Annotated in this window: 16 protein-coding genes and 1 tRNA gene; 8 read left to right on the top strand and 9 right to left on the bottom strand. The window is 69.8% G+C overall.

Annotated elements, in window-relative coordinates; all coding sequences use genetic code 11:
- Window positions 1–419: 419 nt before the first annotated feature.
- The 5 genes from Q0Q47_RS16085 to Q0Q47_RS16065 all read right to left on the bottom strand — a co-directional run bounded on the left by Q0Q47_RS16085 (window position 420) and on the right by Q0Q47_RS16065 (window position 7,030).
- A tRNA-Ser gene (locus Q0Q47_RS16085) sits at window positions 420–513 on the bottom strand.
- A gap of 282 nt (window positions 514–795) precedes the next feature.
- Window positions 796–1,632: an LON peptidase substrate-binding domain-containing protein gene (locus Q0Q47_RS16080; RefSeq protein WP_293861921.1), complete on the bottom strand. Its 837-nt coding sequence runs from the start codon at window positions 1,630–1,632 to the stop codon at window positions 796–798.
- Window positions 1,633–1,861: 229 nt separating this feature from the next.
- The gene (locus Q0Q47_RS16075) at window positions 1,862–2,662 is read right to left on the bottom strand and encodes a hypothetical protein (protein ID WP_293861918.1); all 801 of its coding nucleotides are present in this window, start codon (window positions 2,660–2,662) and stop codon (window positions 1,862–1,864) included.
- A 280-nt stretch (window positions 2,663–2,942) separates the two neighbouring features.
- Window positions 2,943–5,021 carry a hydantoinase/oxoprolinase family protein gene (locus Q0Q47_RS16070; RefSeq protein WP_293861915.1) on the bottom strand — a complete coding sequence of 693 codons (2,079 nt, stop codon included), beginning with the start codon at window positions 5,019–5,021 and terminating at the stop codon, window positions 2,943–2,945.
- Window positions 5,018–7,030: a hydantoinase B/oxoprolinase family protein gene (locus tag Q0Q47_RS16065; protein WP_293861912.1), complete on the bottom strand. Its 2,013-nt coding sequence runs from the start codon at window positions 7,028–7,030 to the stop codon at window positions 5,018–5,020. Before Q0Q47_RS16065 ends, Q0Q47_RS16070 begins: the two co-directional genes overlap by 4 nt.
- 177 nt (window positions 7,031–7,207) lie before the next feature.
- Here Q0Q47_RS16065 and Q0Q47_RS16060 point away from each other — a divergent pair, with 177 nt between their 5' ends.
- Window positions 7,208–8,713: an ABC transporter substrate-binding protein gene (locus tag Q0Q47_RS16060; RefSeq protein ID WP_293861909.1), complete on the top strand. Its 1,506-nt coding sequence runs from the start codon at window positions 7,208–7,210 to the stop codon at window positions 8,711–8,713.
- Between the two features lie 159 nt (window positions 8,714–8,872).
- On the opposite strand, the gene Q0Q47_RS16055 is transcribed toward Q0Q47_RS16060, so the two are convergent.
- Together Q0Q47_RS16055 and Q0Q47_RS16050 are read right to left on the bottom strand one after the other, a co-directional pair.
- A complete protein-coding gene (locus Q0Q47_RS16055) occupies window positions 8,873–9,712 on the bottom strand; it encodes an alpha/beta hydrolase (protein WP_293861906.1) in 840 nt (279 codons plus the stop codon).
- A 193-nt stretch (window positions 9,713–9,905) separates the two neighbouring features.
- Window positions 9,906–11,267: an L-serine ammonia-lyase gene (locus tag Q0Q47_RS16050; RefSeq protein ID WP_293861903.1), complete on the bottom strand. Its 1,362-nt coding sequence runs from the start codon at window positions 11,265–11,267 to the stop codon at window positions 9,906–9,908.
- 146 nt (window positions 11,268–11,413) lie between these two features.
- Between Q0Q47_RS16050 and Q0Q47_RS16045 the strand changes: the two genes are divergently transcribed.
- The 5 genes from Q0Q47_RS16045 (at window position 11,414) to Q0Q47_RS16025 (ending at window position 17,830) form a co-directional block, all read left to right on the top strand.
- Window positions 11,414–12,304: a polysaccharide deacetylase family protein gene (locus tag Q0Q47_RS16045; RefSeq protein ID WP_293861900.1), complete on the top strand. Its 891-nt coding sequence runs from the start codon at window positions 11,414–11,416 to the stop codon at window positions 12,302–12,304.
- A gap of 332 nt (window positions 12,305–12,636) precedes the next feature.
- Window positions 12,637–13,887 (top strand): sarcosine oxidase subunit beta family protein, encoded by a 1,251-nt coding sequence (locus tag Q0Q47_RS16040; RefSeq protein ID WP_293861897.1) that lies wholly within the window; start codon window positions 12,637–12,639, stop codon window positions 13,885–13,887.
- A 112-nt stretch (window positions 13,888–13,999) separates the two neighbouring features.
- Window positions 14,000–14,284, top strand: coding sequence for a sarcosine oxidase subunit delta (locus Q0Q47_RS16035; protein WP_293861894.1), 285 nt, complete (start codon window positions 14,000–14,002; stop codon window positions 14,282–14,284).
- The gene (locus tag Q0Q47_RS16030; RefSeq protein ID WP_293861891.1) at window positions 14,281–17,283 is read left to right on the top strand and encodes a sarcosine oxidase subunit alpha family protein; all 3,003 of its coding nucleotides are present in this window, start codon (window positions 14,281–14,283) and stop codon (window positions 17,281–17,283) included. The genes Q0Q47_RS16035 and Q0Q47_RS16030 overlap by 4 nt, the downstream gene beginning before the upstream one ends.
- Window positions 17,276–17,830, top strand: coding sequence for a sarcosine oxidase subunit gamma (locus tag Q0Q47_RS16025; protein WP_293861888.1), 555 nt, complete (start codon window positions 17,276–17,278; stop codon window positions 17,828–17,830). Before Q0Q47_RS16030 ends, Q0Q47_RS16025 begins: the two co-directional genes overlap by 8 nt.
- Before the next feature lie 334 nt (window positions 17,831–18,164).
- On the opposite strand, the gene Q0Q47_RS16020 is transcribed toward Q0Q47_RS16025, so the two are convergent.
- Window positions 18,165–18,434, bottom strand: coding sequence for a sel1 repeat family protein (locus Q0Q47_RS16020; protein WP_293861885.1), 270 nt, complete (start codon window positions 18,432–18,434; stop codon window positions 18,165–18,167).
- A gap of 451 nt (window positions 18,435–18,885) precedes the next feature.
- On the opposite strand from Q0Q47_RS16020, the gene Q0Q47_RS16015 reads away from it, so the two are divergent.
- Complete coding sequence (locus Q0Q47_RS16015) at window positions 18,886–19,236, top strand: PsiF family protein (RefSeq protein ID WP_293861882.1); 351 nt, start codon at window positions 18,886–18,888, stop codon at window positions 19,234–19,236.
- A 43-nt stretch (window positions 19,237–19,279) separates the two neighbouring features.
- Here the strand turns inward: Q0Q47_RS16015 and Q0Q47_RS16010 are convergent, their stop codons facing one another.
- Complete coding sequence (locus Q0Q47_RS16010) at window positions 19,280–19,750, bottom strand: GNAT family N-acetyltransferase (RefSeq protein WP_293861879.1); 471 nt, start codon at window positions 19,748–19,750, stop codon at window positions 19,280–19,282.
- A 149-nt stretch (window positions 19,751–19,899) separates the two neighbouring features.
- Between Q0Q47_RS16010 and Q0Q47_RS16005 the strand changes: the two genes are divergently transcribed.
- A complete protein-coding gene (locus Q0Q47_RS16005) occupies window positions 19,900–20,418 on the top strand; it encodes a DedA family protein (RefSeq protein WP_293861927.1) in 519 nt (172 codons plus the stop codon).
- The last annotated feature ends 9 nt before the right edge of the window (window positions 20,419–20,427 follow it).

Raw genomic sequence — 20,427 nt, 5'->3', positions numbered from 1 at the left:
AACAGGTGTCCACCATCTCCCCGGTCTAAACACTTGGCCCGGCCACCCACGACTGACACGTGGCCCCGGCAAAGTCGTGGATGCCCGGGCCAAGCCCGGGCAGGACGGCGGAAAGGTGGTCCGGCGATGGAGATGTCAGATACAACACCGCAGCGGGGGAATTGATTCAAAGCCCCTCAGGACGACGAGGTTGGAGGACTGGCCCAATCGTAGCTCGTGCAAAGGGGTCTCCAGCCTGAGATCCGAGGTGCGGCGCGCTGACATTCGCCGCTGGCGAACGAGGCTCCTGGCTGGAGGTCTTGGAAGGCGAGACGGCCGGCCGACGGGCACGACAAGTGGCGCCCTGCAACGGTCCGGGACTCACCACCTCTGCACGCGGGAAGGCGCGCAAAAAAGTGAAGCCTTGGTTCTAAGGAAGATGGCGGAGACGGAGGGATTCGAACCCTCGATAGGGCTTTACAACCCTATAACGGTTTAGCAAACCGCCGCCTTCAGCCGCTCGGCCACGTCTCCACGCGGGACATGCCTAGAGGCAAGCCGGGGCGCGGTCAACACCCTGTGCGGATTCGCGTCGCCCGCACCGGATTTCGGGATCCCGGGTTGCGCTGGTCGCCATTGGCGCACGCAGCCGGATCGGGATTAGAGCGGTCGGCGACCGCACGGGCGGAGGGCTCCCTGTGTGTGTTCGCCGGGCGGGGTCGCGCCTGCAGCGGCACCTTGCGAGCCCCTGCAAGCGCGCACGTTCCTCCCCGTCTCGAGGGGGTCAGCTTCTGCGGCGGCGCAAATCGGCTCCGGTCATCGCGCCATCGCGTCCTCGCTCGCAGCCGGGCGGCCGGCGCTCATCAGGTCGACGAGCCTTGCAAGCCGTGTCTCGACGTCGGTGGTTTCCAGGAGCGCCTGCTTCTGGTCGATGCCGATCGCCAGCAGCGGGGCGACCATGTCGGCCAGCAGGCTCGGATTCCCGATCGAAGGCAGGCCGAACCGGGCGCGCGATCCGGGTGGAACGGCCGTGAAGTCGACGTCGGCATAGATCTGGTACGCGTCGAGGACGGCCTGGGACAGAGCCGCCGCCTTTTCGGTTTGGCCATGCTCCTCTTCGATCGGCGTCACATCCGCCGACAGGAATTCATCGTCGAAGAGCCGGACGAGGCTTGCGCGCCGGAGCCCGCAGACCGTGACCTTGAGAGCCCCGTCCGCCTGGGTCTGGCGATCGATCACGTTGGCGACGACGCCCACGGGATGGAGGGCGTCCGCGGTGGCGGGGCGATCGTCGCGCGCATGTCTCTGGGCGACCAGGAGAACGCGTCGGTCGGAGACGATGGCGCGTTCGACCGCCTCGCGCGTCTTGGCCCGACCGACGAAGATCCGCGAGACCATGTGCGGGAACAGGACGAGGTCGCGCATGGGAACGACGGGAATGCCCGTTCCGGTCGCGACGGGCGGAGTGTCGCCGCGCGGAGGCGAAGGCGAGCGGGCCGCCTTGATGCTTGCGGCGAGGACGTTCCAGTCTCGCACGCCGAGCATGCGAGCAACGAGTTCCTGGCTCTCGCTGTGAGTGAGGTCGACGGATCGGGCGGACAGCGCCCTGCGCAGAGACTGCGCCATGGCTTTGGCTTCGCGGAAGTCGCGCATCGGTATCGTCCTTTGCTGAAACGAACGGCAACCGTCAGGAGCTTGCGTTGCTGACCCGTTCGCTCGGGCAAAGGGAGCCTCGAGTGGCTCGATACATTCACCGTACCCCGATGAGGGGCGCAAGCAGCAGGCCGTATCCGCCTGCCGCAACGGTGCACCCAAGGCTTGTCGCCTGTCAATCGGGGTCGGCAGACCCGGAGCCGGTGGCCCGGGCCTGCCTCTCTCGTCGTCAGAGGCGGCTGATCACCTTGCAGACCGCCGCGATCTCGCTGTCGTAGTCCGCCGGGGATCGCAGCACCGTCGCGCAGCTCTTCTTCAGTCCGGCACGGTCGCGCCGATCGGAAAAGCCCGCGCGCGCCAGCGCGTCCTCGACGGCCCGGACCTGAGCAGGACTGAGGCCGTCTCCGGCCGTGCCACGGACGGGCGCGACGGGGTCGATCTGGCCGGGGCCCTGTGCACCTGGGACGGGAGCGCCGCTGGCCGCGGCGTTTCCGACCGGCACGCCGAGTGCCGCTCCGAGCCCCTGGGGCCCGCCCGTCGCCGCACTGGCATCGACCACCACCCCGCTCGTGCCACCGAGCGCCGCACCAAGGCCGGCCCTGGCGCCGCGGTCGCCGCCGACGCTGGCCGCGAGACCGGTCGTCACGCCGTTGCCACCGCCGATGCCGACAGCGGCTCCGGCACCCACCCCGCGACCACCGCCTATCGTCGCGCCCAGGCCGGCATCGACCCCGTTGGTGCCGCCGACGCTTGCTCCCGCCGCAGCATTGACCCCGCTGTCACCACCGACCGCGACGCCGGCGCCCGCATTGACGCCGCCTGCCCCGCCTATGGACGCGCCGAGACCGGCATCGATGCCTCCCGAGCCTCCGATGGAAGCGCCGGCGCCGGCATTCACTCCGCCCGTGCCACCGGCATTGGTGTCGATACCGAGGCCCACATCGACCTGCGCCGCCACGGGCGTACCGGCCAGGGCTATGCCGGCACCGGCGAGAATGACGGCCAGCGAATACTTGAAGCTGTTCTGCATGTCCTGTCTCCCAAACGGGTCATGAACGACAGGGATTCAATGATCGGCCCTGGGATTGGGTCGGCAGACCCTTTGCCCAGAGTTAAAAATCCGGAAACACGATCGTATAGCGGCGCCAAACCGCAGCATTCACGACAACGCATATTGAGATAGATCCGGCCCCGCGCTTCCCAGTATTGGAAGTGAGAAGATCAGCCGCGTGTTCACGCTCTCGCGCGGCGAGGCACCCACAATGAGCAAATGCCGCCACCACCAGGACGGCGCCGTCTCGCTGCATGCATCATCCCGTGCGGCGCAGCACGAGATTTCCGTCCTGCTCCACCACGCCGCGCCACCCCGGCCGAACCCAGATGGTGGTGTCGAACTGCTCGATCACCGCGGGGCCGGTCACGACGAACCCGGCGGGGAGATCGGCCCGGCGGTAGAGGGCGGCGTCGAGCCAGTGGCCGTCGTGGTGGACGGCGCGCCGGCCCGGGACGGGCACCGGGCGCGGCGGCAGGGGCGGCTCGGGGACGACGTGCTCGTTGAGCGCGGCGATCGACAGGCGCACGGTGGTCACGCGGACGTGGCCGTCGCGGTCGGCGAAGCCGTAAAGCCGCTCGTGCTCGGCGTGGTAAAGCGCCAGCAGGCCGGCGCCGTCGATGGCCTCTCGGCTGGCCTCGGGAACGGCGATCTCGAGTTCGTAGGCCTGGTCGCCGAAGCGCATGTCGGCGACCAGCCGGAAGGCGAGCTTCGCGCCGGCCCCGGCCTCCTCGGCGATCCAGGCGAGCGCGTCGCGCTTCATGTCGGCGATGGCGTCGGCCACCGCCTCGAACCCCTCCCCCCGCGGCGTCAGCATGGCCCGGATCGAGCGGGCGAAGTCGCGGCGGATGTCGGCGGCGCTGGCGCCCAGCGCGCAGAAGGTGCCAGGCGCGAGCGGGATCAGCACTGTGTTGAGCCCCGCCTCCTCGGCGAGCATGGTGGCGTGGGTGGCCCCTGCCCCGCCGAAGCACACCAGCGTGAAGTCGCGTTGGTCGAGGCCGCGGCGCGCCAGCAGTTTCGACAGCTCCACGGCCATCTTCGCCGTGGCGACGCGCAGCGCTGCGGCGGCGGCCTGCTGGGCGACGTCGTCGCCGGCGAGTCCCAGCCGTTGCCCCAGCGCCGCGAGCGCGTCCACGGCCGGCGCCCGGGCGAGCTTCATGCGCCCGCCGAGGAAGGCATCCGGATCGATGATGCCGGCGGCAAGGTAGCAGTCGGTGATGGCGACGTGGGTGCCGCCACGGCCGTAGCAGATCGGGCCGGGATCGGAGCCGACGCTCTCCGGGCCGATCTTCAGCACGCCCTGGGCGTCGAGCCACACCTGCGAGCCGCCGCCCGCGCCGATCGCGGTCACCGCCACCACGGGCAGGATGATCGGGAAGGCGCCGATCTGCGCGAGGTTGGTGTATTCGGGCTCGCCGCCGATCACGACGGCCATGTCGGTCGAGGTGCCGCCCATGTCGAGCGTCAGCAACCGGTCCCGCAGGGCGGGCGGCGCGACGCGCAGCGCCGCCACCACGCCCGCGGCGGGACCCGACAGGACCGTGTCGATGGGCCGCTCGCGGGCGCTCGCCAGGCTCACCGTGCCGCCGTTGTTGGTGGTGACGAAGATGGGCGCGTGCAGGCCGAGGCCCCGCATGCGGGTCTCGAGCCGCTCGTAGTAGGATTCCATCAGCGGCTGCACATAGGCATTGAGCGCCGCGAGCAGGCCGCGCTCGTATTCGCGGATCTCCGGCCAGATCGCCGCGCTCTCGGTGAACCGCGTGTCCGGCAACAGCGTGCGCAGCGCCTGCGTGACCTCGCGCTCCAGCGCCGGATGCCGGTAGGAGTTCACGAGCATCACCGCGACCGCGTCGACCTTGGCGGCGCGGATGCGTTCGGCGAGCACGGCGAGTTCGTCCGCCTCGGGGCGCGCGTGGACGGCGCCGTCCGCACGCGTGCGGGCGCCCAGCTCGAACACGAGGTGTCGCGGGATCAGCGGGCGCTCGCGCCGGGCCGTGAAGTCGAAGGCGGAGGGCATGCGCGAGCGGGCGATCTCCAGCACGTCGCCATTGCCCCGCGACACCACCATGGCGAGCCGCGCCCCGCGCAGCTGCAGGATCGTGTTCAGGGCGAGCGTGGTGCCGTGCATCACGAGCTCGATGTCGCCCGGCGCCAGCGACGCCTCGGCGAGAAGCCCGGCGATGCCGCGCTCCACCGCCAGCGAGGGGTCGGCGGGAACGCTGGGCTCCTTGTAGCTGAAGCGCTTGCCGGTGCCGTTCTGCACGGCGACGAAATCGTTGAACGTCCCACCGACGTCGATGCCGATGCGCCAGGACGGCGAGTGGCCAGGCGCGCTCATCGCGTCGGGGCTCCGTGTTCGAGGTCGTTCAGGACGGCGTCGAGGCGAGCGCGCGGGCCGGCAGGATCCGCCAGCACGGCCGCGAGGTCGGGCTTGTCGTCGGAAAGGCTCGGGATGACCTGCTCATAGACGGCCTTCTTGCGCCGGCTGCGGGAGGTGGCGGGCAGCGCCTCGAGCGCCGCGTTGATGCGGCGCACCGAGGCGTCGTCGAAGACGCTTTCCCAGGCGTTGCGCACCGGGCCGAGATCGAAGCCGGACATGCTGCGGGCAGGCCGCGCGGCGCGCAGGCGCGCCGTGGCCTCGCCGTCCACCTCTCCGTCCTGCGTGGTCACCACGCCATAGTCGCGCCGCGCGCCCTCCACCGTCACGAGGCCGCGCAGCACGTCGTGCACGACCTCGTCCTCCGACCGGTCGAAGGGGTCGCCGAACCCGCCGCCGCCTGGCGTCATGAAGGTGATGGTCTCGCCCTTACGCAGCTCCAGCATGTCGACGCGGTTGATGTCGCGCTCCTGCGGCGTGCCGATGTTGAGGACGACGCGGCAGGGCGGCGCCGAGCGGCCGCCGGCCGAGCCCCAAGGCGTGAACACGAAGCGCTCGAGGCCGCGCGCCAGCACGGCGCAGTCCTCCTTGAGCATGCGGATCGTGTAGACGAGCCCCGTCCCGCCCCGCCATCGCCCAGGCCCTCCGGAATCGGGGCGCAGGCCGTAATGCTCCACCAGCACCGCCGCCTCGTCTTCCGTGCGCTCGATGGGCGAGTTGCGGATGTTGGAGAGGCCGGATTCGCGCCCGTCCACGCCGTCCGAGCCCTGGCGTCCGCCGCCACCGCAAACGATGGACTGGATGACCATCGAGCGGCGCGCCCCCGTCACGGGGTCGAGGTCGGCGAGGACCACCGGCAGCACGGTCCCACCGCCCGCCGCAGGCACGAGCCCGGGGTCGGCCGTGTGCAGCACGCCCGATAGGAGGTCGATGAGCCGCATGGCCGTGGCATGGCGCACGCCGCAGGCTGCCGGGTACTCCGGATTGACGATGCTGCCCTTCGGCGCGGTCGTGCTGACGCCGGTCAGGAGGCCGTGGTTGAGCGGCGCCGACGGATCCATGGATGTGATCATGTGCAGCAGGCGCAGCGTCAGATAGGGACTGCGCAGGCCCGCGGTCGGCAGGTTGAAGGCCGAGAGCAGCTGCGGGTCGGTGCCGGCGAAGTCGAGATGCAGCCCCGTGTCGTCGACCGTGAGCGCGCAGCGGAAGCGCACGGGCACGTTCGAGACGAAGTCGTGGTCGAGATAGTCCCAGAACTCGTGGGTGCCCTTCGGGATGCGCGCGAAGATCGCGGCCGCCTTCTCGGCCGCGTATTCGGCGATGCGCGTCTGGTAGGCGACGAGCCTCTCGACCCCATGGGCGGCGATGATGTCGGCGATGCGCTTGCCGCCTGCGTCCAGCGCCGCCAGCATCGCCTTGATGTCACCGAGGTTGGTCTCGGGCGACCGGCAATTGGCGAGGTAGATCGCCAGCACGCTGCGATCCATCGCGCCCCTGGCCAGCAATTTCACCGGCGGGATCTGCAGGCCTTCCTGGTAGAGCTCGCTGAAACGGGGCGAGATCGAACTCGGAACGCCGCCGCCGATGTCCGACGTGTGGGCCATGGTCCAGCCATAGGCGACGATGCGGCCGGCGTGGAAGTACGGCTTGATCAGCTGCAGGTCGGGCAGATGGGTCGACAGCCCGCCATTGGTGTAGGGCGAGTTGGAGAGGATGACGTCTCCCTCCTCCAGCTCACCCACGGCATTCAGGCAGGTGGTGAGGTCGAGGTCGACGAAGGCCGACACGCCGAGCGCCTCAGGATAGGCGAAGGCCTTGCCGTCGAGCCCGCCGATCGCCACCGCGAAGTCGGCGACCTCCTTGACGTAGATGGTGCGGGCGGCGCGGATCAGGGTGAGGCCCATTTCCTCGGCCGCGGCGGTCGTCTTGTGACGCAGGATCTCCAGATCCATGCTGTCGAGCGTCGTCATGCACCCTCCCCCGCAGCCGACGGCCCCCGGTGGGAGCCAGCCGTCCGACAGCGACCTTAGAGCATGATCACGCCTGCGTGCCATGCCGGGAGCGAGGGCGCATCATGCGTTGACGGGCCGTGTCGGGTGGGGCACGTTTTTCCAAATCAATCAAAGACAAACAGCGGGGGCTCGGCCATGGCATTCACACGCAATCTGCTTCGATCCGTCCTGCTCGCAGGCGCGCTCGTCGCCTCGGCGGGCGCACACGCCGTCGACCTCCGGGTCGCCATCGCCGACGACCCCGACGCGCTCGATCCGGTGACGAACCGTGCGCAGACCGGCATCACCGTGCTGAACGTCATGTGCGAGCGGCTGATGTCCACGGACACGAAGCTCACCATCCTGCCGGGCCTCGCGACCGCGTGGACGTGGTCGGCCGATGCCAAGGTCCTCACGCTGAAGCTCGTCGAGGGCGCCAAGTTCCAGGACGGCACGCCGTTCGACGCCGAGGCCGCGCGCTTCAACGTCGACCGGGCGCTGAACCAGCCCGGCTCGCAGCGGGCGGACAACATCAGCTCGATCACCAAGATCGAGGCGGTGAGCCCCACCGAGCTGCGCATCACGGTGAAGGAGCCGAGCGTCCAGCTCCTCGCCATGCTCGCCGAGCGCGTCGGCATCATGTATTCGCCCACTGCCGTAAAGAGCCTGGGCGACAAGATCGGCACCAAGCCGATCTGCGTCGGCCCCTACAAGTTCGTCGAGCGCGTGGCCCAGGACCGCATCGTCCTGGAGAAGGACCCGAACTACCGGCTCGCCAGCAAGTACCACTTCGACCGGGTCATCTTCCGCGTCATCCCCGACGACACGGTGCGCCTCGCCAACCTGCAGTCGCGCGACGTCGACATCATCGAGAAGCTCGATCCCTCAGCCGCGCAGGTAGTGGAGAAGGACAATCGGCTGCAGCTGATGCCGGTGAGCACGCCCAACAACCAGACGCTGGTGATCAACCTCACCAAGCCCGGCCCCATGCAGGATCCGCGGGTGCGCGAGGCCTTCGAGCTCACCCTCGACCGCAAGGCCATCGTCGACGTCGCCTTCGCGGGCAAGTACCTGCCGGCCAACCAGTTCGCCGAGCCAGGCTCGCCCTTCTACAATGAGAAGTTCCCGATCCCGGCCCGCGACACCAAGCGCGCCAAGGAGCTGCTGGCCCAGGCCGGCGTCCCCTCGCCGACCCCGTTCACGATCCTGGTCCCGAACCGGCCGCTCGCCGTGCGCGTCGCCGAGATGATCCAGGCCATGAGCAACGAGGGTGGCTTCGCCACGAAGCTGCAGGTGGTGGAGTTCGCCACGACACTGAAGATGACGGACGCCGGCGACTTCGAGTCCTGGGGCCCCATCGGCCCGCAGTTCGCCAACGAGCCCGACACGCTGGCCTACCAGGTGCTGTTCTCCACGGCCGGCCGCAATGTCAGCCGCTACAAGAGCGCCGAGATGGACGCGGCGCTCAACGCCTCGCGCGCCGAGACCGACCCGGCCAAGCGCATCGCGATCTTCAAGACGATCGCGGAGATCGCGGTGAAGGACCGCCCGGTGATCTACCTTTACCACCAGCGCCCGCTTTACGCCGCGACGGCACGGCTGAAGGGCGTGTTCACGACGGGCGACGGCTTCATCCAGCTCGAGGGCGCGAAGTTCGAGTAGGCCGAGTTTTCGGCTCAGCTCCCTCCGCGCGTCATGCCCGGGCTCGGCCCGGGCATCCACGACTTTGCCGGGGCAATCCTGCACGTTCCCAGCGAAGTCGTGGATGGCCGGGCCAAGCCCGGCCAGGACGGCGGAGAGATGCTGGTCTAGTCTGATTGTCTAGCGCGTTCCCACCATCCAGTCCCGCAGCTTCACCGTCCACGCGTTGCGCGGATCCGCGGTGTTGAGGTGGATGGAGAAGTGGTCGTCCTCCTCGAACACGTGATGCTCGACCGCCTGTCCGGCCGCTTCCAGTGCGGAAACGAAGGCCGTGCCAGCCTCCAGCACGTGCTCCTTCTCCCGTCCGCCCCAGGTCACGAAGAACGGCGCGAAGGCTTTGCCGGCGATCTCGAGCGGGCTGTCGGGGACGTGGGGCGGCAGCCTGAGGCGCTCGTCGGCCTCGAGGTCCGCCAGGCGGCGTCGGAAGTTTCCGCTGATCGGCAGAACGCCCCGGATCGCATCGTCGGGTAGCCCGGCCTGCCGGCGCCGTTCGTGGCGCAGCGCCATCTCCACCACCATCTGCGCGCCGGCCGAGTGCCCGCCGATGAAGATGCGCCCGGGATCACCGCCATGCGCGGCGATGTTCTCCCGCAGCCAGGCGAGCGCGGCGAACCCGTCACCCAGGATGTCGCGGTACGATGTTGCGGGCGCCAGCCGGTAAGAGCCCGACACGAAGATGGCCGGAAACGCCGTCACGGCCGGAGCCATGAACCCGCACCACTCCTTGTAGCCGTGGGTGAAGTTGCCGCCATGGAAGAACAGCAGAACCGGGAGCGGCTCCTGCGCGGGTCGGTCAGGCCGGTAGATGTCGAGCTTCTGCCAGTAGTCCGGCCCGTAGGGGACGTCGAGAACGGCGCGCGCGTTCTCCGCGACCGCGCGCGAGAGCGCGAGACACCGCTCCGCATAGGCGTCGGCGTTGGGATTGATGGAGGTCTGGGGCGGAAGGTCGGAGAAGCTCATGGATCAATGGTTGGGCAGATTGGCGAGCAGGGCAAGCTCTTGCAGTCCCTGTCCTGAGTGCTCCCAACCCTCCGCACGTCATGCCCGGGCTTGGCCCGGGCACCCACGACTTGAGGACGCCCCCAGCAAAGTCGTGGATGGCCGGGCCAAGCCCGGCCAGGACGCGGAGAGATGGAGGGAAACGATTGGGCCCTCAGCACTCCACGAAGTTCACCGCCAGGCCGCCCTGGGACGTTTCCTTGTACTTGCTGTGCATGTCGGCGCCGGTCTGGCGCATGGTGGCGATGACCTGGTCGAGGCTGACGCGGTGGGTGCCGTCGCCGTGCAGGGCGAGGGAGGCGGCGTTGATGGCCTTCACGGCGCCGAAGGCGTTGCGCTCGATGCAGGGGATCTGCACGAGGCCGCCGACGGGGTCGCAGGTCATGCCCAGGTGATGCTCCATGCCGATCTCGGCGGCATTCTCGATCTGCGCGTTGGTGCCGCCGAGCGCGGCGGCGAGGCCGGCCGCGGCCATGGAGCAGGCGACGCCCACCTCGCCCTGGCAGCCGACCTCGGCGCCGGAGATCGAGGCGTTCATCTTGAAGAGCGCGCCGATGGCGGTGGCGGTGAGGAGGAAGGTGTCCACGCCCTCCTTCGTCGCGCCGTGGCAAAAGTCGCGGTAGTAGCGCAGCACCGCCGGCACCACGCCGGCCGCCCCGTTGGTCGGCGCCGTCACGACACGCCCGCCGGCGGCGTTCTCCTCGTTCACGGCCATGGCGAAGACGCTGACATGGTCCATGATCTCGTGGGCGGGCCGCAGGTTGGCATGCCGCGCCGCCTCCAGGCGGGCGTGGATGGCGGGCGCGCGCCGGCGCACCTTGAGGCCGCCGGGAAGTTCGCCCTGGGCGGCGAGGCCGCGCTCGATGCACGACAGCATCACCGTCGAGACGCGGTCGAGATGAGCCTCGACCTCGGCGCGGGGCCGCAGGGCGCATTCGTTGGCCATCACCAGTTCGGCGATGGAGAGCCCCGCGCCATCGGCCCGCGCGAGGAGATCGGCGGCGTCGGTGAAGGGATGCGGCACCGACGCGCCCGCGCCGGCTCCGTCATCCATGGCGTCCTCGCGCACCACGAAGCCGCCGCCGACCGAGCACCACCGCTCCTCGGCCAACAGCGCACCATCTGCTCCATGCGCGGCAAAGCGCAGCGTGTTGGGGTGGCGCGGCGGCTGCGTCTCCCGGTCGAAGACGATGTCCTGCTGCCACGAGAACGGGACAGGCCGTCCGCCCCCCAGGGGCAGCGGCCCCGGGCCGGAGGCGACGGCGGCGAGGATCGCATCGGCCCGGTCGGGATCGACCGTGTCGGGCGCCTCGCCGGCGATCCCAAGGACGACGGCGCGGTCGGTGGCGTGGCCGTGGCCGGTCCAGGCGAGCGAGCCGTAGAGCGTCACCGTCACGCGGGCCGGCGCAAGCCGCGCCGCCCGCGCCGCGAAGGACGCGGCCGCGCGCATGGGCCCCACCGTGTGGGAGGACGACGGCCCGATGCCGACCTTGAAGAGATCGAAGACGCTGATCATGGCCGCTCCCGCTGCACGTCGACGCAGCATGCACGAAGCCCTCAACGCGCCTCGGCCCGAAAGCGACATCGCGACCCCGCCCTGCGACACCGCCTGCGGCGCGAGGCTTGCTTGTGCCGCGGGCGAAGCTTTGCGAGACCGAACCCATGCGCGACCATGCCCGCTACCCCTACTCCGCCATCGTCTCCCGCCCGTCCTTCGCCTGGCCCGAGGGCCGGCGGCTGGCGGTCTACATCGCCGTCAACGTCGAGCACTTCTCCTTCGGCGAAGGGCTCGGCGCGGAACTCGCCCCGGGCGGTCCGCAGCCCGACGTGCTGAACTACGCCTGGCGCGACTACGGCAACCGTGTCGGGGTGTGGCGCATGCTGGAGATGCTGGACGCGCTCGCCCTGCCCTGCGCCGTGCTGCCCAACAGCGTCATCTACGACTACGCGCCGGAGATCATGGCTTCGTTCCGCGCCCGCGGCGACGAGGTGGTCGGCCACGGGCGGACCAACTCGGAGCGGCAGGGGATCCTCGACGAGGCGGCCGAGCGCGCTCTGATCGAGGAAGCGGCCGGCGTGATCGCCACCCACGAGGGCCGGCGCCCGGACGGCTGGCTCGGCCCGTGGATCTCCCAGAGCCACGCCACGCCGGACCTTCTGCAGGAGGCAGGCTTCTCCTATCTCCTGGACTGGTGCCACGACGACCAGCCCGTCTGGTTCAAGACACGCAAGGGCCGCATCCTGTCGGTGCCCTACCCGCAGGAGCTCAACGACATCCCGATGATCGTGGGGCGCAAGATCGAGGGCGAGGCCTTCGCCAACATGATCGTCGAGCACTTCCGCGAGACGCTGGAGCAGTCCTATGGCCAGGCGCTCGTCATGGGCATCGCGCTGCACCCCTACCTCGTCGGCCAACCCCACCGCCTCCGCCCCCTGCGCCGCGCCCTGCAGACGCTGCAGGCGGAAGGCGGGGAAGCGGTCTGGTGGACCACGCCGGGCGAGATCGCGCGCCACGCGATGGCGCTGCCGGAGGGGACGATCACCGGCGGCTGAGGGATGGCGCGTCGGTCGACACGCCGCTACGCGGCCTGCTCGGAACACGTAAAGCTACGGCTAGGCCAGCTTGCACCACCCTCTCCGCGTCATGGCCGGGCTTGGCCCGGCCACCCACGACTTGAGGATGGCGCAAGCAAAGTCGTGGGTCCCCGGGCCAAGCCCGGGGATGACGTCCGAGAGGTGGGCCTGAACTGGACTGCCATTCACGCGACCAAAGATTCACCCCCCCTCTCCCCCAACGTCGCATCCATACCATCCCCACGTCGCGAATCTTCTAGAGAGAAGCGGCCCCACGGGGCATCCTGCGGCGCACGACGGGGATCCATCACATGCGCTTCGGCTTCATCAATCTCCTGCGCCAGGCCTTCGCGGGCAACGAGGGCTGGCCCGAGCAGTGGCGCTCGCCCGAACCGAAGGCGGCCTATGACGCCGTGATCGTGGGCGCCGGCGGGCACGGGCTCGCCACCGCCTACTACATGGCCAAGGAGCACGGCCTGCGGAACATCGCCGTGGTCGAGCGCGGCTGGCTCGGCGGCGGCAACACGGGGCGCAACACCACCATCATCCGCTCGAACTACCTGTGGGAAGAGAGCCAGGGGCTCTACGAGCACGCGATGAAGCTGTGGGAGGGGCTCTCCCAGGATTTCGACTACAACGTCATGTACTCGCCCCGCGGCGTCATGATGCTGGCCCACAACATCCACGACGTGCAGGTGTTCAAGCGCCACGTGCACGCCAACCGGCTGCAGGGCATCGACAACGAGTGGCTGACGACGGAGCAGGCCAAGGCCTTCTGCCCGATCCTCAACACCGACCCGAGGATCCGCTACCCCATCATCGGCGCCGCCCTGCAGCGCCGTGGCGGCGTCGCCCGCCATGACGCGGTGGCCTGGGGCTATGCCCGCGCGGCGAGCGCGCTCGGCGTCGACATCATCCAGAACTGCGAGGTCACCGCCATCCGGCGCGGCGCCGACGGCGCGGTGGAGGCGCTGGAGACCTCGCGCGGCACCATCCGCACCAAGAAGATCGGCGTGGTCGCGGCCGGCCACACCAGCGTAGTGATGGGCATGGCCGGCGTGCGCATGCCGCTCGAGAGCTACCCGCTGCAGGCCCTCGTCTCCGAGCCGATCAAGCCGATCATGCCCTGCGTGGTGATGTCGAACACCATCCACGCCTACATGTCGCAATCCGACAAGGGCGAACTGGTCATCGGCGCCGGAACGGACGCCTACACGTCCTATTCGCAGACCGGCGGCCTGCACATCGCCTCGCATACGCTCGACGCCATCTGCGAGCTGTTCCCGGTGGTGCGGCGCATGCGCATGCTGCGCAACTGGGGCGGCATCGTCGACGTGACGCCGGACCGCTCGCCGATCATCGGCAAGACGCCGGTGCCCGGCCTCTTCGTCAACTGCGGCTGGGGCACCGGCGGCTTCAAGGCGACGCCGGGGTCGGGCCACGTCTTCGCCCACACGGTCGCCACCGGCGAGCCCCACCCGATCAATGCCGGCTTCACGCTGGACCGGTTCCGCACCGGCCGGCTCATCGACGAGGCGGCCGCAGCCGCCGTCGCGCACTAGAGCACGTCGCGGTCCCAGGGGACCGCGACGTGCTCTGTTTTCATGTTGGTCGCATGCTCTTTGCGAAAAGCCGGTTTCCACCTTTTCGCAGCATGCTCCAGGAGATCGCCCCATGCTGCTGATCCGCTGCCCCTATTGCGAGATGGACCGCCCGGAGCTCGAGTTCCGCTACGGTGGCGAGGCCCACGTCGCGCGCCCGGTGAACCCGATGGCCGAAAGCGACGAGAGCTGGGCCGAGTTCCTCTACATGCGCACCAACCCGAAGGGCCTGCACGCCGAGCGCTGGCGCCACACGTCCGGCTGCGGGCGCTTCTTCAACGCGATCCGCCACACGGTCACGGACCGTTTCGTGGTGACCTACAAGGCCGGCGAGCCCCGCCCGGAGGTGAAGCCGTGACGTCCTTCCGCACCGCGCAGGGCGGCCGCATCGACCGCGCGCGCACCCTCCGCTTCACCTTCGACGGCCAGTCCTACACTGGCCACCCCGGCGACACGCTGGCCTCGGCGCTGATCGCCAACGGCGTCCACCTGATGGGCCGCTCGTTCAAGTACCACCGCCCGCGCGGCCCCATCGCCGCCGGAGCGGAAGAGCCGAACGCCCTGGTCGGCGTCGGCCGCGGCGGGCGCTACACGCCGAACCTGCGCGCCACCCAGGTCGAGCTCTACGACGGGCTCGTGGCCGAGAGCCAGAACCGCTGGCCCTCGCTCGCCATGGACGTGGGCGAAGTCAACGATCTCGTGCCGGCGGGCGTCTTCGCGTCCGGCTTCTACTACAAGACCTTCATGAACCCGCCCTCGGCGTGGAAGGACCTGTACGAGCCGATCATCCGCCGCGCCGCCGGCCTCGGAAAGGCGCCGGAGCAGCCCGATCCCGACCACTACAGCCACCGCTACGCCTTCTGCGACGTGCTCGTCGTGGGCGCCGGCGCCGCTGGCCTGTCGGCCGCGCTGGCCGCCGGCCGGGCTGGCGCCAGGGTGATCCTCGCCGACGAGCAGCCCGACCTCGGCGGCAGCCTCCTCTCGGACGCTTCGGCCACCATCGACGGCCTGCCGGCCGCCGAGTGGGCCGCCAAGGCCGCGGCCGAACTGGCGGGCCTTGCCAACGTCACGGTGCTCACCCGCACGCAGTGCTTCGGCGCCTATGCCCAGAACTTCTTCGGCCTCGCCCAGCGGCTCACCGACCACATGCCGGTGCCCGACCCCAAGGCCGCCCGCGAGCGGCTGTGGAAGGTGCGCACCCGCGAGGTCGTGCTGGCGACGGGCGCCATCGAACGTCCCCTCGTGTTCCCGGAGAACGACCGGCCGGGCGTGATGCTGGCCTCGGCCGCCCGCACCTACCTGAACCGCTTCGGCGCGAAGCCCGGCGCGCGCGCCGTGATCTTCACGGCCTGCGACAGCGGCTACGGTGCCGCGGTCGACCTCGCCCGCGGCGGTGTCGAGATCGCCGCCATCGTCGACATGCGCTCGGAGGCGAACGGCCCCGGGATCGACGCCGCGCGCGCGGCGAACCTGCCGGTGCGCACGGGCGCGGTCGTCACGGGCGTGAAGGGGCGGCTGCGCGCCACGGGCGTGGAGGTCGGCACCATCGCCTCGAACGGCCTCGTCAACCCGGCCGGCCAGTTGAGCTGCGACCTGGTGTTGATGGCGGGCGGCTGGACGCCGTCGGTGCATCTCTATTCGCAGATGCGCGGAAAAGTCCGCTTCGACGCCGAGCGCCAGATCTACGTGCCGGGCGACAGGGCCTCCAACGAGCACAGCGTCGGCGCCTGCGGCGGCAGCTTCGGCCTCGCCGACGCGCTCGCCCAGGGCGTGGCGGCCGGAACGGCGGCGGCGAAGGCCTGCGGCAAGGGGGCCACCGAGACGGCTGTGCCCGGCGTCGCCGGCGAGATCCTGCCGCGCGGCGGCTACCAGGGCGCCGTGCCGCACCACCGCGACGTGCGCAAGGTGAAGGCCTTCGTCGACTTCCAGAACGACGTCACCGCCAAGGACATCAAGCTCGCCGTGCGCGAGGGCTTCCGCTCCATCGAGCACGTGAAGCGCTACACCACGACCGGCATGGCGACGGACCAGGGCAAGACGTCGAACATGAACGGCCTCGCCATTGCCGCCGAGACGATGGGCAAGGCGATCCCCGAGGTCGGTCTCACCACCTTCCGTCCGCCCTATACGCCCGTGACCTTCGGCACCTTCGCCGGCCACTCCCGCGGCGACCTCTTCGATCCGATCCGCCGCACGCCCTCGCACGCCTGGGCGCAGGCCCGCGGCGCGGCGTTCGAGGACGTCGGCATGTGGAAGCGCGCCTGGTACTTCCCTAAGCCGGGCGAGACCATGCATGCCGCCGTCGAGCGCGAGTGCAAGGCGGTGCGGGCCTCCGTCGGCCTGTTCGACGCCTCGACGCTCGGTAAGATCGAGGTCGTCGGGCCGGACGCGGCCGAGTTCATGAACCGGCTCTACACCAACCCCTGGACCAAGCTCGAGCCCGGGCGCTGCCGCTACGGCCTGATGCTCAACGAAGCCGGCTTCGTGATGGACGACGGCGTCATCGGCCGCCTGGCGCCCGACCGTTTCCACGTCACGACGACCACGGGCGGCGCGCCGCGCGTGCTCGCCCACATGGAGGATTATCTGCAGACCGAGTTCCCCGAGCTCAAGGTCTGGCTCACCTCCACCACCGAGCAGTGGGCGGTCATCGCCGTCCAGGGACCGAAGGCGCGCGAGGTGATCGCGCCGCTCGTCGAAGGCATCGACCTCTCGCCCGCCGCCATGCCGCACATGAGCGTGCGCCTCGGGACGATCTGCGGCGTGCCCACGCGTCTCTTCCGGGTCAGCTTCACCGGTGAGCTCGGCTTCGAGATCAACGTGCCGGCCGAGCATGGCCCGGCCGTGTGGGAGGCGGTGTGGAAGGCCGGCGAGGCGCACGGCATGGTGCCCTACGGCACCGAGACCATGCACGTGCTGCGCGCCGAAAAGGGCTACATCATCGTCGGCCAGGAGACCGACGGCACGGTGACGCCGAACGACCTCGGCCTCGACTGGGCCATCGGCAAGGCCAAGCCCGACTTCGTCGGCAAGCGCTCGCTGGCGCGGCCCGACATGGCCAAGCCCGACCGCAAGCAGCTCGTCGGCCTGATGACGAGCGACGCGGGCGTGGTGTTGGAGGAAGGCGCGCAGATCACCGCCGAGGCCGCGCCCGTGCAGGGCCGGCCGGCGCTGGGCCACGTCACCTCGGCCTATGCGAGCCCGACGCTCGGACGCTCCATCGCCATGGCCCTCGTCTCGGGCGGGCGGGCGCGCATCGGCGAGACGCTCTACGTGCCCATGCCGTCCGGCGCCATCGCGGTGACGGTCACAGAGCCCATCTTCTTCGACAAGGCCGGGAGCCGCCTCGATGTCTGACGCAGCCCTCCCCGCCGCCGGCATGCTCGGCGGCTGCACCGTGCGCAAGGCCGATCCCGCCGCACGCTTCGTGCTACGCGGAACGGCGGAGGTCGCGGCCGGCGCGTCCTTCGGTGTCGCCCTGCCCTCGCGCCTCAACCGCGCGGAAGCCAGCGACCCGCGCGCCGCCCTGAAACTCGGTCCCGACGAATGGCTGCTGATCGCCGCCGATGCGGCCGGCGACATCCCGACCGCGGCTCTCCAGGCCCAGATGGAGGCGGCGCTTGCCGCCCTGCCCCACAGCCTGGTCGACGTGTCGCACCGCCAGATGGCGCTGCTCGTCGAGGGACCGGGCGCGGCGCTGACGCTGAATGCCGCCGTGCCGCTCGACCTCTCGGTCGAAGCGTTCCCGGTGGGCATGGCCACCCGCACGATCTTCGAGAAGGCCGAGATCGTGCTGTGGCGCCAGGGCGCCGAGGCGTTCCGCATCGAAGTCTGGCGGAGCTTCGCGCCCTACGTGCAGGCCCTGCTGGCGGCCGTGCAAGCGGAGAACGAGGCGGCGGCGTAACGCGGGTGTCTTGTCTGCCTGCGTCGAGCCCTCACGATGTTCAACCTGTGCGGCCCACGAAGCATGCGCGTCTTCGGCCGCTGCTGAGAGATCGTAACCAGTTGGCCAGTCCAGCTTGCCTCGCCCTCTCCGCGTCATGGCCGGGCTTGGCCCGGCCACCCACGACTTGAGAATGGCGCAGGCAAAGTCGTGGGTCCCCGGGCCAAGCCCGGGGAGGACGGCTGAGAGGTCGGTTTGAACTGGACTGATGGTTCTCGGGCAAAGGTTCACACGCTCCGAGGATGAGGAGCGTTGGAGCCTGCTGCGCCGGCGGCCACGATCGGGTGATGCCCGATCAATTCCTGCTGAGCCAGAGGCGGGCTTCGCGCTGGGCCGCGGCGATCTCGGCGGAGGTCATCTCGACCGCCAGCTCGGACCGCAGCGAAACCGCCTCGCGGCATCCGCGCATCGCGGCGATGTTCAGCCACTTGTGCGCCGTCACGCGGTCAACCGCCACGTCGCGGCCCGCGGCGTACATCACGCCGAGCTCGTAATAGGCCATGCCGTCGGCGGGGCCCGCTCCGAGGTCCGCCCGCTCCATGCTCAATCCGTCCAAACGCGCCATTGTCGCTCTCCCGATGGCAGTGTCTCACCAGTCCCCCACGGACAGGACACCGCCTTTCTGGAAAGCAATTCGATCCAATTTTCTTGAATTCGATGCTAAGGAAGACGCTGAATCGAAAGTAATCGAAATCCTTCTCAATCGTGAAGGGTTACAATGCGTTCACTGTAATGTCCGGGCCACTCCGGATACGCAGCCGCGCCTTCCGCCGACTGGTTGTGCCGCGCTCAATTCAGCGGCGGGCCGGGCAAGACCGCCGCCGCCCACAAGCTGACGGCCGAGAAGCCGTGGTGCCGGGCGGCCACTTTGCTTTTCGCACTGCACCAAAAGACAACATTCGGACAGAAGGTGACGCAATACTAACTTGCGATTGTCGCAATCCCAGCGTGGAATGTGCTCGTCATAGTTGTATCGGGCGGAAGGAAACCGCCCGAACGCTCGAGAGGACATGACGATGACCGCACGCATCCTGTTGACGGGCGCCGCCCTGCTGGTCGCCCTGGCGCTGCCCGCAGCGGCCCAGACCAGCACGACCAACCCGCTGAAGAAGCCGGCTCCGGCCGCTGCGACGACGGCTCCCGCGCCCGCCGCCAAGGCCGCCCCGACGGCTGCGCCCGCCACCGCCGCGGCTCCGGCGGCCACGGCGCCGGCCGCCGACGGCAAGAAGCCGCCCAGTGATGCGCAGAAGGCACAGCAGGCCAAGATGAAGTCCTGCGCGAGCGAATGGAACGCGATGAAGAAGGCCGGCAAGACCAAGGGCCAGAGCTATCGCGACTTCTCGAGCGAGTGCCTGAAGAAGGGCTGACCCTTCTCACCCCTGCCCCCGCGCGCCTCGCGGCGCGTGGGGTTCACGGCGCGAGCTTCTTCTTGAAGCCCGCATGCGAGCGCACGTAGCCGATGCGCTCGTAGAAGCGGTGAGCATCCTCCCGCTTCAGGTTCGACGACAGCTCGATCCGGCCCGCGCCGGCCTCGCGTGCGAAATCCTCGGCGAGTTCCATCATGCGCGCGCCGATCCCCTGCGACCGGGATGCCGCCGCCACCTGGACGGACCGCACCACCGCCAGCGTCAGCCCCCGCTCGGTGATGCCGGGCAGGATGGACAGCACGAAGGTGCCCACGATCTGGCCGCCGGCTTCGGCGACGTAGAGGGTGTGGCCCGGCGTCGCCTGCATCCGCGCGAAGGCCGCGTGGTAGCCCGCACGGGTCTCGTCCGACCAGGCATCGCCATGCCCGCCGATCGCGTCGGCGGCGTGGAGCGCGACGACGGCGGCCAGGTCCTCGACCCGGGCCGCGCGCAAGGAAAGGGTCGAGGCGTCCAAGGCAAGGCCCTCCGCTGGTCCCACATGACGACAGAGCGCCGGCAACCGCAAGCCATGGGCTCGCAATTGTCGGGCGAGCGATTATCTGTGCTGCCGTGAGGCCCGGCACCGGCGTGCGCGCGGCACAAGGGGAGCCGTGCTTGCCGAGCGTGTCAGAACTCGCCGACATCGTCACCGCCTTCGTTCGCGGTCATGAGGCCTGGGCCATCCCGATCGTCTTCCTGTTGGCCTTCGGCGAATCGCTCGCCTTCATCTCGCTCCTCATCCCGGCCACCGTGATCATGTGGGGCATCGGCGCGCTGGTCGGGGCAAGCGGCATCTCGTTCTGGCCCCTGTGGGTCGCCGCGGGCGTCGGCGCAGGGCTCGGCGACTGGGTGTCCTACTGGCTGGGCTACCACTACCACGACCAGATCGCCCGGATGTGGCCCCTCAACCGCCACCCGCAGCTCCTGCCGCGCGGCCACGCCTTCTTCGAGAAATGGGGCATCGCCGGCATCTTCATCGGGCGTTTCCTGGGCCCGCTGCGCGCCATCGTGCCGCTGGTGGCCGGCGCCTGCGAGATGCCCCGCCACCAGTTCCAGCTGGCCAACTGGTCGTCGGCCTTCATCTGGTCGGGCTGGACGCTGGGGGCCGGCGCGGTGGGCGTCACCTGGCTCCAGCAGCTGTGACGCCGGGGA

The sequence above is a fragment of the uncultured Alsobacter sp. genome (assembly GCF_945952055.1).
Classification (GTDB): Bacteria; Pseudomonadota; Alphaproteobacteria; order Rhizobiales; family Beijerinckiaceae; genus Alsobacter.
This window is presented reverse-complemented; position numbering and strand designations above follow the sequence as displayed.

Coding starts and splice junctions, on each gene's coding strand:
- Q0Q47_RS16045 (WP_293861900.1), top strand. CDS start 11,414: ATGCGCGACCATGCCCGCTACCCCTACTCCGCCATCGTCTCCCGCCCG.
- Q0Q47_RS16075 (WP_293861918.1), bottom strand. CDS start 2,662: ATGCAGAACAGCTTCAAGTATTCGCTGGCCGTCATTCTCGCCGGTGCC.
- Q0Q47_RS16035 (WP_293861894.1), top strand. CDS start 14,000: ATGCTGCTGATCCGCTGCCCCTATTGCGAGATGGACCGCCCGGAGCTC.
- Q0Q47_RS16020 (WP_293861885.1), bottom strand. CDS start 18,434: ATGGCGCGTTTGGACGGATTGAGCATGGAGCGGGCGGACCTCGGAGCG.
- Q0Q47_RS16055 (WP_293861906.1), bottom strand. CDS start 9,712: ATGAGCTTCTCCGACCTTCCGCCCCAGACCTCCATCAATCCCAACGCC.
- Q0Q47_RS16050 (WP_293861903.1), bottom strand. CDS start 11,267: ATGATCAGCGTCTTCGATCTCTTCAAGGTCGGCATCGGGCCGTCGTCC.
- Q0Q47_RS16060 (WP_293861909.1), top strand. CDS start 7,208: ATGGCATTCACACGCAATCTGCTTCGATCCGTCCTGCTCGCAGGCGCG.
- Q0Q47_RS16070 (WP_293861915.1), bottom strand. CDS start 5,021: ATGAGCGCGCCTGGCCACTCGCCGTCCTGGCGCATCGGCATCGACGTC.
- Q0Q47_RS16040 (WP_293861897.1), top strand. CDS start 12,637: ATGCGCTTCGGCTTCATCAATCTCCTGCGCCAGGCCTTCGCGGGCAAC.
- Q0Q47_RS16080 (WP_293861921.1), bottom strand. CDS start 1,632: ATGCGCGACTTCCGCGAAGCCAAAGCCATGGCGCAGTCTCTGCGCAGG.
- Q0Q47_RS16025 (WP_293861888.1), top strand. CDS start 17,276: ATGTCTGACGCAGCCCTCCCCGCCGCCGGCATGCTCGGCGGCTGCACC.
- Q0Q47_RS16015 (WP_293861882.1), top strand. CDS start 18,886: ATGACCGCACGCATCCTGTTGACGGGCGCCGCCCTGCTGGTCGCCCTG.
- Q0Q47_RS16065 (WP_293861912.1), bottom strand. CDS start 7,030: ATGACGACGCTCGACAGCATGGATCTGGAGATCCTGCGTCACAAGACG.